The organism is Nocardia vaccinii NBRC 15922, from assembly GCF_001613305.1.
GTDB lineage: Bacteria > Actinomycetota > Actinomycetes > Mycobacteriales > Mycobacteriaceae > Nocardia > Nocardia vaccinii.
The window spans coordinates 1-12,517 of record NZ_BDCC01000066.1; the positions used below are offsets into that span (position 1 = coordinate 1).

The window sequence follows — 12,517 nt, forward strand, 5'->3', positions numbered from 1 at the left end:
CTCCGGGTGGTAGCAGCGTCCCGGTGCCGTACACCTATGTTCCCGCACCCACCCTGAGCTCGGTCGTGCCCAACGAGGGACCCGAAACCGGTGGCAACACGGTCACTTTGACCGGTACTGGGTTCACCGGTGCTACTGCGGTGCATTTCGGTGTGACCCTGGCGACGTCGTTCACTGTCGTGTCCGATACTCAGATCACGGCCGTCGCTCCTGCGCGCACTGGTATTGCCGCGGTCACCGTGACCGCGATCGGTGGCACGAGTAATCCGGTCTTCTACACCTACATCCCCGCACCCACCCTGGCTGCAGTGACCCCCGACCAGGGTCCCGAAACTGGTGGTAATACGGTCATTTTGACCGGTGGTGGGTTCACTGGTGCTACTGCGGTGCATTTCGGTGCGGCCCTGGCGACGTCGTTCACCGTGGTGTCCGATACCGACATCACCGCCGTCGTGCCCGCCGGTACAGGCACCGCCAATGTCACTGTCACGACCGTTGGTGGCACCAGCAATCCGGTGACCTACACCTACGTCCCCATGCCCACTCTCACCTCGATCGCTCCGAACCAGGGACCCGAAACCGGCGGCAACACAGTCACTTTGACCGGCACCGGATTCACCGGCGCCACCGCCGTCCACTTCGGCCCGAACGCGGCGATCTTGTTCACCGTCATCTCCGACACCCAGATCACCGCGGTCGCCCCCGCGGGGACCGGGTCGGTCGGGGCCACTGTCACCACCCCGGGTGGCACCAGCGCCCCGGTGTTCTACACCTACGTGCCCGCGCCCACTCTCACCTCGATCGCTCCGAACCAGGGACCCGAAACCGGCGGCAATACAGTCACTTTGACCGGCACCGGATTCACCGGCACCACCGCCGTCCACTTCGGCCCGAACGCGGCGACGTCGTTCACCGTGGTGTCCGATACCCAGATCACCGCCGTCGCCCCCGCGCGCACCGGCACCGCCGCGGTCACCGTGACATCGGTCGGCGGCACCAGTAACCCGCTCTTCTACACCTACATCCCCGCACCCACCCTGACCGCTGTCACCCCCAACCAAGGCCCAGTCGCCGGTGGCAATACCGTCACCCTCACCGGCACGCGATTCGCCGGTGCGAGCACGGTCCACTTCGGGCCGAACCCGGCGGTGTCGTTCACCGTCGTCTCCGATACCGAGATCACCGCGGTCGTCCCCGCCGGCACGGGCTCGGTCAACACGACCGTCACCACCGTTGGCGGCACCAGCAACCCGGTGACCTACACCTACGTCCAAACGCCCACCCTGACCTCGGTCGTGCCCAACCAGGGACCGCAAACTGGTGGGAACACCGTCACCCTCACCGGCGCCAATCTCACCGGCACCACCGCGGTCCATTTCGGTGCGAACCCGGCGGTGTCGTTCACCGTCGTCTCCGGCACCCAGATCACCGCGGTCGTGCCCGCGGGAACGGGCTCGGTCAGCATCACCGTCACCACCCCCGGGGGCACCAGCAACCCGGTGACCTACACCTACGTCCCCGCGCCCACCCTCACCTCGATCGTCCCCAACCAAGGACCCCAAGCAGGTGGGAACACTGTCACTCTCACCGGTACCGGATTCACCGGGGCCACCGCGGTAACTTTCCGAACCACCCCGGCGACCTCGTTCACAGTGGTGTCCGCCACTCAGATCACCGCCGTCGTCCCCGCCGGTTCACCCGGATCGGTCGCGGTCACCGTCACCACACCCGGCGGTACCAGCAATGCCGTGCTCTACACCTACATCGCGGCGCCGACTCTCAGTTCGCTCAACCCACCCCAAGGGGCGTCGGCGGGTGGCAGGAACGTCACCATCGCCGGCACCGGATTCACCGGCGCCACCGCGGTATTCTTCGGCAGCACTCCGGCCGCCTCCTTCACCGTCCAATCGGACACACAGATCAGAGCCGTCACGCCGGCCGGAACCGGCACGGTCCTGGTCACCGTCAGGGGTGCCGGCGGCACCAGCAATGGGCTGCCATACACCTACATCGAAACCCCGGTGCTCAACTCCCTCACCCCGAGCTCGGGGCCGGCGGCCGGCGGCAATACTGTCATCCTGACCGGCAACAGACTCAGCACCGCCACCGCGGTGAGCTTCGGTGCCACCCCGGCCACCTCGTTCACCGTCAACTCCAATACCCAGATCACCGCCGTCGCCCCCGCCGGCACCGGTACCGTCCAGGTCACGGCCACCACGCTGGGTGGTACCAGCAATGGACTGCCCTACGCATACGTCTGATGTGCCGGGACCACCGAGTCCCGGCACCCGGCCCGCGACTTTCGAACCGGACAGCTCGATCCCGCAGTTCGGCCGGCGCCGCTCGCCCACGAGTTCCGTTGTCGGTACCTTGCCGACCGGCCATGCGTGCCGCACTGGTAGCGACGGGTATTCGACAGTGCCTCGGACGTGGTGATCTGGAAGTCGCGGCTCGATACCGATCCGGTCATACGCAGGGCGTGGGGGAACGGGCCGTGGCGGTGGCCGCAGAATTGCGGCGCCGCAACCGATCTCGTGTGATCAGAGCCGTGACGTCCGCGGCGTCGCTGGGAATATCGCGGCGTGCTTTTCGCTGATCCGCGGGTGAGCGTCGATGATCGCCTCCCCGGATTTCCGCACTGGAACCAGGCCATGCGGGCGATGGCGCACAGTCGTCCGGCGTCGGTGTTCAACCGGGATGCGGACGAGCATTCTCGATACCGCAGGATGATGACCAAACCGTTCACCGCCAAGCGGGTCGAGGCGCTGCGCCCGGCGATCCAGCAACTCGCCGACGAACATATCGACGCCATCCTGGCCGGTCCCCGCCCGGCCGATCTCATCTCCACGCTGGCGTTGCCGGTACCCTCCCTGGTTATCGGCGCCCTGCTCGGCGTCCCACCCGAGGACCAGGCGCTCTTCCGCCGGCACAGCGAGGTCGGGCTGCTCCGGGATGCGACCGATGAACAGACCCGGCAGAACAGAATCGACCAGATGCGGTTCATGACGCGGCTGGTCGAAACCAAACTCGACAATCCCGGCGAGGACGCGATATCCGATATGGCAGAACGGGTTCGGGCGGGGGAGATCGATATTCGCGAGGCGGCCATGCAGGGTGTGGGCCTGCTCATCGCCGGACATGAGACGAGCGCCAATATGGTGGGCCTCGGCACACTCGCGCTTCTGGAGAACCCCGATCAGGCAGCCGTGATTCGCGAGGCCACCGACACCCGGGTGCTTGCGAACGCTGTCGAGGAGCTACTGCGGCACCTGAGTGTGGTGCAGAACGGGCAGCGGCGAATCGCATTGCAGGACATCGAGTTGGGTGATGTGACGATACGGGCGGGGGAGGGCGTCATCATCGATCTCGCACCCGCGAACTGGGACCAGGACATCTTCGAGCATCCGGAACAGATCGATGTCCGCCGGGTGAATGCCGACCGGCACCTGGCCTTCGGATTCGGACGACACCAGTGTGTCGGGCAGCAGCTCGCTCGCGCGGAACTGCAGATCATTTTCGGCACCCTGTTCCGTCGCATTCCGACGCTGCACCTGGCGACGACGATCGATCGCATCGAGTTCAAACGCGATCGCCTGGCGTACGGGGTGTACGAATTGCCTGTCGGGTGGTGATTGCTCGGTGGGTCAGCTCGAGATACCCACGAGTATCTGAGGGGTCAATTGGTCCCTGAGATTCATGGCATAATCGCTGACATGGTGGAGCGCTGGACGAAGGAGCGACGGCTCGAGCGCACTCGGGCACTGCTTCTGGACGCCGCGCAGGAAGTGTTCGCGGAGAAGGGGTTCACGGCCGCGACCATCGATGACATCGCGTCCGCGGCCGGTTACACCAAAGGCGCGGTCTACAAGCACTTCGCGACGAAGGAAGAGCTCTTCCTGGCCCTGAGCGACCGGTACTGGCGCCGCTACTTCGACACTTTCACCGAGGTGCTGTCCGGTGCGGGCGAGGTGGGCCCTCGCGAACTCGACGAAATCGCCCACCGATGGCGTCAGCTCGGCCATGATCGGGGCGTCGAGCACGCCGCCCTCGGGCACGAGTTCACGCTGTATCTGATCCGCAATCCCGAGGCGCGCGCACGAGTCGAGGCCAAACGCACGGAGGTCGCCGAGGAATTGGGGGCCTTCGTCACCGAGGGTCTCGACCGAATCGGCGGAACCCTGCTGATTCCGCCGCTGACCTTCGCGCACGCGCTCATCGCCACCAGCGATTCGGTCGTACTGGGCAGCGAGCTGGTCGACATCGACCTCTACCGGCCGGTTCTGGAGATGTACCTGTCGGCGATCAAACTGCCGACCGCCCGGACCGCTTCCGCATCCGGCCCGACCTCCTGAAGGCCGCCGCCGCGTCGGATATCCGGACCGGCGACATCCGGCCCGGCGGCGCTGCGCTTCTGGTTCGAACCCGAGGGTTTCGAACGCTCGTGGCCATCGTGCCTGAAGTGGTTGTGCGGCAGTAGGTTTTCGAAACACATGCGCCGTCTCGACGGCTGATCGGGCGGGGCGGCCGACGGTCCGTCGAGTGTCGCCGACGCCTGATCCGTAATCGCTCATACGCCAACATGTTATCGCGGGACGTCTTGAGATCTCGTGTCGCACAGTATGGTTGGATGACTCGGCATCGGCCGGAGTCCTGCTGCACCTCTGGCGGCCGTCACTGATCCGAACCGGTCCGCGTGCCGGGTCATTCGTTGTGCCCTCGGTTGCGCCGGCGGGCGGAAAGTTGGGGAAATGCTCGGTAACACCCTGTGCACTGTTCGGCGTGCGGCGGCGGTCGTGGCTCTGTCATTGGCCGCATCGGCCGCATTCGCCGGGGCCGCCGCCGCGGATACCGGCAGGGCCGCCGCGCCGGTCGCCGGTATTCCGCTGACCCAGGACACCGCGACGAATCCGAATGCGCTGGTTCCCGATCCGGTGCTGAACGGCGCGTCTCTGGGCGGTTCGGTCGGCTCCGCGATCGGATCGGCCGTCGGTTTGGCGACGGGGTCGGTGACGGGTTCCGCCGGTTCGGCCATCGGGAGTCTGATCGGCGCCCTCGTCGGGGCGGCGAATCCGGGCGTGGTGCCGCAGGTCCTGCCCTGACGTAGTCGCTCGGCGGCGGGCGAAAACCCTTGGTCAACCGTGTTTCTCGTTGGCGCGCGCGGGTCGGGCCGACGATACCGCGGGCACCAGTCGGGGTGCCGGTGGCAGCGGTGCGGACGCGGGCGCGGCCTGGAACGCCTGGAGCATATGGGCGGCGAAGCGACGGGAGGCCGCCAGGCGCGCGGCGGGCGTATTCGCGTGAATCCCGTTGTTGGCCATGATCATCAGGATCAGGTCGTCCAGGACGATATCGGCCCGTAGTCGGCCGCTGTCCCTCGCGCGGCGGATCAGCTCGGCCGCGCCGGCCAGCGAGGACGTGCGGATCGCGGCGAAGTCCATCGCATGCGGAAATGTGGACATGAAGGCCGCGGTGAAGCCGTGGTCACGCGCCTGCAACTCGCACAACCGCTGGACCGCGCCGCAGAAGCCGCGCCACGGGTCCGGGTCGGCCAGCCCGTCGTCCACGATGGATCGGCAGGCGAGCATCTGATCGGTGAACGCCTCCGCGATCAACATCTCCTTGGTCGGGAAATGGCGGTAGACGGTGGCGGGGCCGACCTCGGCGCGGCGCGCGATCGCCCGGATCGGCACCTCCAGGCCGTCGGTGACGAATATCGAGCGAGCCGCGTCCAGGATGCGTTCGCGGTTGTCCCGGGCGTCGGAGCGCAGGTTGTGAGGCAAATGAGCGGTCACCGCTCTCACTTTAGCTAAACGGACGGGGGCGTCCGTTACGGTCCGCTGGTCGGTTCCGATCGAAGAGAACACGGAGATACCAGTGCAGGCAGTGATGGTCGAAGAGTTCGGCAGTCCCGAGGGTCTGGCGGTGGTGGAACTGCCCGAGCCGAGTCCGCTCGGCGGGCAGGTATCGATCGCGACCGAGGCAATCGGCGTGGGCGGCGTCGACGCGCTGATCCGGAGCGGCGCCCTGGGCGACTACGGGTTCGGCTCGGGTCACATCCTGGGCAGCGAGGTCGCGGGCACCGTGACCGCCGTCGGCGAGGGCGTCGACGCCGCCTGGGTCGGGCGGCGGGTATGGGCGTTCACCAGTGTGGGCGGCGGCTATGCCGAACAGGTCGTCACCTCCGCCGAAAGTCTCATCCCGCTACCGGAAGCGGTGTCGGCGGCGGCTGCGGTGACTCTGGGCAGTTCGGGCATGGTGGCCCATTTCGCTTTGCGCCATGCGCATTTCGCGCCCGGTGAGTCGGTTCTGATACGCGGGGCCGCCGGAGGTATCGGGGTGATGGCGGTGCAGTTCGCGGCACGGTCCGGTGCGAGTGCGGTGACGGTGACGACGTCCTCGGCCGCGCGCGGTGACCGCCTCCGCGAACTGGGCGCGACGCATGTGCTGGACCGCGCCGGCCGGGGCCCGGCGGACGCTCCGGCGAGCTACGACGTCATCGTCGACATCGTTGCCGGGCCGGGTCTGCCCGCTTTCTTCGACAAGCTCGAGCCGAACGGCCGGATGGTCGTCGTCGGTGTCATGGCCGGTTGGCCACCGGCGGATTTCGGTAAGGAAATGATCGCGGCGTTCCAGAAGTCGATGTCGTTCGCCACCTTCAGCGCCGACACCGTTCCCATCCCCGATCGGCGGTCGGTCACCGCCGATCTGTTCGCCGCCGCCGGCCGGGGTGAGGTGAAAGCGGTTGTGCACGAGGTGCTTCCCCTGGACCAGGCCGCCGCGGCGCATCGGCGGATGGCGGACGGCGAGGTCTTCGGCAGGATCGTACTCACGCCGGCACGGTGACAGCGGATCGGTGCGCAGGTCGGGTCGTGGCGGTCCGGCTCCGCGCGCCCGGCGTCAGCGTCCCCGGGGGACCTGATTGAACGGAACATCGCGGTCGGCGGCGTACTCGCGGGGCATGCCCAGCAGTCGTTCGCTGATCAGGTTGCGAGCCATCTCGGTGCTGCCGCCGCCCAGGCCCGCCGCGTTGCGAAACAGGTAATCGATGCCGACCTGTCCGGTGCCGGGACCGTCGGCCGCGCCGATGGCCGCCGCCGTACCGGCGATTCGCACTGCGGAATCCGTTTGCAGCCAGGTCGTTTCGGCGCCGAGCAGGCGGACGAGCGAACCTGCCGCCGGGGGCAGTGCGCCGTCGGCGATCGCATCGGCGACGTGCTCGATCAACTGGTCCCGGACGATGCGCATCGCCCGCACGGCGCCGATGTCCTCCCGCACGCTGGGATCGTCGAGACATCCGGTGCCGCGGGCCAATTCGACCAGGGCGTCGGCCTCGCCGCCGAGATGCGCTTGGTCCCCGCTGAGGTATGGGGAGCTGCCGCCCACCGCCGCGCGTTCGTGGTGCAGCAGTGTGGTGGCGGCGGCCCAACCGCCGCTCACCTCGCCCACCACCGAGTCCGCGGGCAGCCGGACGTCATCGAAGAACTCCTCGCAGAATTCGACCGACCCGGTGACCTGCTTGATCCGGCGGATGGTCAGGCCCGGTGCGGTCGTGGGCACGAGGAAGAGCGTGAGCCCCTGATGTTTGGGCACATCCCAATTCGTGCGGGCCAGGCAGAGCCCGTAATCGGCGGCGTACGCGCCCGAACTCCATATCTTGGTGCCGTTGAGAACCCATTCGCCGCCGTCGTGGTCCGCGCGGGTGATCAGCCCGGCCAGGTCCGACCCGCCGCGGGGTTCGGACAGGAATTGCACCATGACCTCCTCGCCCCGCAGCACCGCGGGCAGCCGCGTGCGCTTCTGCTGTTCGGTCCCCAGATCCAGCAGCGTCGCCGCGCAGATGGCCAAGGTCGGCACATTGAGCGCCAGTGGCATCTCGTAGCCGAGCGACTCCTCACTGAACGCCCGCTGATGGACGGGTGTGAGCCCCTGTCCGCCATACTCTTTCGGGAAACAGATACCGGCGAACCCGCCGTCGAACAGGGTCCGCTGCAGCCCGCGATGACGGGTCCAGACGGCGTCGTCGAACGCGCCGACGAAGTGCTCGGTCGCCGGCGGCAGGTTCTCTCGGAGCCAGCGGCGAGCTCGGTCGCGGAAACTGTCCACTGGTTCGATGGTCGTGTCGCGCTCGGTCATGCGTAGATCGTTCTGATGAGAATATGATTATTCTATATGAGAGTCATATTCTCGCATGTCTGCCGGGTTCGGCAGGCGATGCCGACGAATGTGATGTCACCCCGCCGCACATTGCTCATCCCGGGCGGAGATGCCGTCATCTCGCTACTGTGTGACCCAGGGCACGTAATACGCAGCAGCTCAGGTCCATCGGGCCGCGGCGACAGGAGTGAGCATGACCGCCACCACGCAGTCGACGAACGAAGCCATCACCGAGCCCTTGCGCTCGCGTCGTAACCACTGGAACAACCAGGTACATCGCCATGCGTTGATGACGCCGGAGCGCACGGCGATCACGTATCTCGGCAAGTCGACCACGTGGCGCGCGCTCGACGATCGGTCGCGCGCCTTCGCCGCGGCCCTGCATCGTCGCGGGGTGCGGTTCGGTGACCGGGTGCTGATGGCGCTGCTGAATCGCACCGAGTACATCGAGGCGGTGCTGGCGGCCAACCTGATCGGTGCGATCCCGGTGCCGGTCAACATCCGGATGAGCCCGGCCGAGGTGTCGTACCTGGTCGGCGACAGCGGCGCGAAGGTCGTCGTCACCGAGAACCTGCTCGCACCGCTGATGGACGCGGTACGCGCGTCCACCGGCGCGATCGACACCATGATCGTGGTCGACGCCGGTGCGGATCCGGAACATCTCGACTACGAGGCGATCCTGACCGAGGGCCCGCCCGAACCGCCCGAGATCGATGTGCCCGAGGACACCGTCGCGCTCATCATGTACACCTCGGGCACCACCGGAAAACCCAAGGGCGCCATGCTCACTCACACCAACCTGCATGCGCAGGCGGTGACCACGATCAACGCGGCGGCCGGCGGTTCGGACGACGACGTCGCGTCGGTCGTACCGCCCATCTTCCACATCGCCGGGCTCGCGGCCTTCGCGCCGGTGTTCTACCGGGGCGTGCGCTCGGTGATTCACCCGCTGGGCTCGTTCGACGCCGACGACATGCTCGACACGATGGAGCGCGAGGGTACGACCTCGGTGTTCATGGTCCCTGCCCAGTGGCAGGCGGTATGCGCGGCGCAGCGGGCCAGGCCGCGCGATCTGGCGCTGCGGACGATCAGCTGGGGAGCCGCACCGGCCTCGGACACGGTGCTCACGGCGATGAACGAGACTTTCCCGGAGGCGCTCAACACGACCGCGTTCGGGCAGACCGAGATGTCTCCCGTGACGTGCGTGCTCGACGGTAAGGACGCGCTGCGCAAGATCGGTTCCATCGGCAAGGTGGTGCCCGCGGTGACCGCGCGCATCGTCGACCCCATGATGAACGATGTGCAGCCCGGCGAGGTCGGCGAAATCGTTTATCGCGGACCGAATCTGATGAAGGGCTACTGGCAGAACCCGCAGGGCACCGCGGAGGCGTTCCGCGGAGGCTGGTTCCACTCCGGCGATCTGGTCCGGCAGGACGAGGACGGATTTCTCTACGTCGTCGACCAGGCCAAGGACATGATCATCTCCGGCGGCGAGAACATCTACTGCGCCGAGGTCGAGAACGTCTTGTACGGACATCCGAAGATCTCCGAAGCGGCGGTGATCGGTCGCGCGCACGAGAAGTGGGGTGAGGTACCGGTGGCCGTCGTCGTACTCGCCGACGGGGCCGGCGAGCTGACCCTCGCCGAACTCGGGCCCCACCTGAACGAGAATCTCGCTCGTTTCAAACATCCGAAGGATCTGGTGATCGTCGGCGAACTGCCGCGCAACGCGAGCGGCAAGGTCGTCAAGCCCGAACTCCGCAAGGCCTACGGCAGCAAGGACGCCGGTCTGGCCGACTGAGCTGCGTGCCCATCTCGTCGCCGTAATCGCCGCGCGAGCCGCCGAATCAGCCGGCGCCCCAGGGTGTGGCGGCCGAATGTCACCGTCGCGAAAATCCGGGACGCCGTCAGGCGGTGGTCAGCAGCAGCGCACCGAAGGCGACGAACAGGAGTCCGACCATCGATGTCAGCACACAGGCTGTCACACCGGAATCGGCATGCTCTGGTCTCAGCCCCGCGCCGCGTCGATCAACCGCTGGTGCAGCCAGGTCAGGGCGGTGGCGCCACTGGAGTCGACCCCGTATCGCGGGTAGCTCTGATGGATCCCGGACTTCAGGAAGTCGTCGACCTGCTTCTTGCGCTGGTTGTACTCGGTATTGGTGATCTGGTTGTCCAGCAGGCCGAGACCGCCCGCGGCGAGCGCATCGTTGATGAGCGTGGACACCTGCTGCTGATAGTTCCCCAACTGGGCCGGGTCCGGATTCGACAGCTGCACAAGCAACCCGCCGATCCGACCGGCGAAGTCGCCGTTGGGCATCGAGCAGTACAGATCGCCCGCGGCGCAGAAGGTGTAGGTCCGGGGGCCGACCCAGCCGAAGCCGCCGACCCGCGGACCGCTGGCGCCCGCGCCCGGGACGGGCGGGCCGATCAGCTGGTCGGTCGGGGAGCGTCGGGGATCGGCGATGAGCCCGACCAGCGCCACGCGATTCGCCGGTACCACGCCGAGGCCGGTACCGATCGAGGCGGCCACGTCACCGGCGGCGTCCGCGCCCTGGCTGTACCCCAGCAGCGCGAATCGTGTTGCCCCACAGCGTTGCGCCATCGCCCCGATCATGCCGCGGGCGCGATTGACGGCTTCCTGCTTGGAACGGCCGTAGACATCGCCTTCCCACGGGAACGCGGTGGCCGCGTAGACGACGTAGTCGGTCCGGACATTGCTGGGCAGATTCCTGGTGACCGCGGCGAGCATCCCCTTGCCCGGATCGCTGTCCGAGGTCTCCCAGGTGCCGGGGATCGCGACGACATACAGACCGGGGCAGTCCGGCGGGGCGGCCTGCGCGGTTGTCTTGACGCCGAAGGGAAGAGCGGCGGTCACCATTGCCGCAGCGCTCGCGACGGTGGCCTTCCAACGAGAATGCATCGGTACTCCGGGTGGTCACGGCCGACATGCCGTCGGACCGGTGTGCAGCTACTGTGCGAGTGTAAGAGCCGCACCGAGATAGCGCATGATTAGCCGGATTGCTGGTCGTGTGCGCTGGTGATCGCCGGCCGGCTCGCAGCCCCGGCGCAGGGCCCGGGGGCATCGCGCTACGCGACGCCGAACCGGACGCGGTGCACACCCCGTCCCTGCCCGGTTCGGCCACCGCGGCATCTGGGCGGTGATCAGGCCGCACCGGAATCGCCGAGCGGCGCGGGCATTCCGCTCCCCGTGCGGTGTGGCATTCGGATCGGCCGGGGTTCGGACACCACACTGGGTCGGACAAGCCCGGACATCAGCCGATCGGTGAGAAGGGGAGCAGCTCATGACAGAGGAAGTTCGCGAAGCGGAAACTCGTGCCCCGATCGTCACGGCGACGGACGGTTCGGCGATCTCCTACCAGGCGGTGGCCTGGGCCGCAGCCGCTGCGGCGCTACACGGTTGCCCACTGGATGTGGTGGCGTCGGTGGGCTTTCAGGGGGCTTACGGTCCGGTGCCGTATCCGACCGCGGAGGCGGTCGACCAGATGCGGGACAGTGGTGAGCAGATCGTGGCCGAGGCGACGAGGATCGCATCGGTTCTCGCGCCCGCGGACTCCGTCGAGATCCGCTCCGAGGTGACGTTCGATCCCATCATCGCCACTCTGATAACGCGTTCGCGTACCGCGCGAGCCCTCGTGGTCGGCAGCCGAGGCAGGGGTGCGGTCCAGCGCGCATTGCTGGGTTCGGTGAGCTGGGCCATGGTCCACCACGCGCACTGCCCGGTAGTTGTGGTCAGTTCGAGCGCGGGCACCGATCCGGTCTCCGCCCGCAAACCGGTTCTGGTCGGCGTCGACGGGAGTGTGAACAACGTGCCCGCCGTCGCCATCGCTTTCCAGGAGGCGGCCCGGCGGGGTGTGGGCCTGACCGCATTGCGGTGCTGGAGCGACTCGACCGATCTCCAACCGCCGCTCGCGGCGTGGGAAGCGGTGCAGGACAAGGAATTCGAGCTGCTCGTCGAAGATCTCGCGATCCACCGCGAACGTCATCCCGATGTCACGGTGCACGGTATGGTCGTCCGTGACCAGCCCGCGCGCGCCCTGCTGGCCGAATCCGACAACGCGCAGTTGGTGGTCGTCGGCAGCCGCGGTCGCGGCGGATTCGCCGGAATGCTGCTCGGATCGACGAGCCGGGCGCTGGTGCAATCGGTCGAATGCCCGATCATGGTTGTGCGAGAGCCGGGTCCGGCGGCCGGGGCCGAGTAGATCGCGCCGATCGGGTGCGGCCGGGCGGTCTCCGCACACCGGATGAGCCCGGTGCGAGGATGCGCCATTTGCGATGAGCGGCAGGGTCGTTCGCGATCGTGGCGGATTCCTGTGGGTGGTCCGCGGCGAACGGGCCTGCCCGG

General features: G+C 67.5%; 10 protein-coding genes. 7 read left to right on the forward strand and 3 right to left on the reverse strand.

The genetic code is table 11. From position 1 onward, the window contains the following. The 4 genes from NV1_RS34240 to NV1_RS34255 form a co-directional block, all read left to right on the forward strand. On the forward strand, positions 1 to 2,261 hold a 2,261-nt coding region (locus tag NV1_RS34240), incomplete at its 5' end, for a beta strand repeat-containing protein (RefSeq protein WP_174557516.1). A gap of 321 nt (positions 2,262 to 2,582) precedes the next feature. Next, the gene (locus tag NV1_RS34245; RefSeq protein ID WP_067901235.1) at positions 2,583 to 3,632 is read left to right on the forward strand and encodes a cytochrome P450; all 1,050 of its coding nucleotides are present in this window, start codon (positions 2,583 to 2,585) and stop codon (positions 3,630 to 3,632) included. Between the two features lie 81 nt (positions 3,633 to 3,713). Next, positions 3,714 to 4,352, forward strand: coding sequence for a TetR/AcrR family transcriptional regulator (locus NV1_RS34250; RefSeq protein WP_067901238.1), 639 nt, complete (start codon positions 3,714 to 3,716; stop codon positions 4,350 to 4,352). A gap of 396 nt (positions 4,353 to 4,748) precedes the next feature. Continuing rightward, positions 4,749 to 5,099 carry a hypothetical protein gene (locus tag NV1_RS34255; RefSeq protein ID WP_067901241.1) on the forward strand — a complete coding sequence of 117 codons (351 nt, stop codon included), beginning with the start codon at positions 4,749 to 4,751 and terminating at the stop codon, positions 5,097 to 5,099. Positions 5,100 to 5,132: 33 nt separating this feature from the next. Here NV1_RS34255 and NV1_RS34260 read toward each other — a convergent pair whose 3' ends face one another. Further along, entirely contained in the window at positions 5,133 to 5,792 is a 660-nt protein-coding gene (locus tag NV1_RS34260; protein WP_174557517.1) for a TetR/AcrR family transcriptional regulator, read from the reverse strand. Between the two features lie 82 nt (positions 5,793 to 5,874). Between NV1_RS34260 and NV1_RS34265 the strand changes: the two genes are divergently transcribed. After that, entirely contained in the window at positions 5,875 to 6,843 is a 969-nt protein-coding gene (locus NV1_RS34265) for a zinc-binding dehydrogenase (protein WP_067901247.1), read from the forward strand. 54 nt (positions 6,844 to 6,897) lie between these two features. On the opposite strand, the gene NV1_RS34270 is transcribed toward NV1_RS34265, so the two are convergent. Beyond that, positions 6,898 to 8,133: an acyl-CoA dehydrogenase family protein gene (locus NV1_RS34270; RefSeq protein ID WP_067901250.1), complete on the reverse strand. Its 1,236-nt coding sequence runs from the start codon at positions 8,131 to 8,133 to the stop codon at positions 6,898 to 6,900. Positions 8,134 to 8,347: 214 nt separating this feature from the next. On the opposite strand from NV1_RS34270, the gene fadD5 reads away from it, so the two are divergent. Continuing rightward, positions 8,348 to 9,955, forward strand: a complete 1,608-nt coding sequence (gene fadD5, locus NV1_RS34275) for a fatty-acid--CoA ligase FadD5 (RefSeq protein ID WP_067901253.1) — start codon at positions 8,348 to 8,350, stop codon at positions 9,953 to 9,955. A 207-nt stretch (positions 9,956 to 10,162) separates the two neighbouring features. On the opposite strand, the gene NV1_RS34280 is transcribed toward fadD5, so the two are convergent. Next, complete coding sequence (locus tag NV1_RS34280; protein ID WP_084526200.1) at positions 10,163 to 11,074, reverse strand: cutinase family protein; 912 nt, start codon at positions 11,072 to 11,074, stop codon at positions 10,163 to 10,165. A 382-nt stretch (positions 11,075 to 11,456) separates the two neighbouring features. On the opposite strand from NV1_RS34280, the gene NV1_RS34285 reads away from it, so the two are divergent. Next, positions 11,457 to 12,374 carry a universal stress protein gene (locus NV1_RS34285; protein ID WP_067901256.1) on the forward strand — a complete coding sequence of 306 codons (918 nt, stop codon included), beginning with the start codon at positions 11,457 to 11,459 and terminating at the stop codon, positions 12,372 to 12,374. Positions 12,375 to 12,517: the final 143 nt, after the last annotated feature.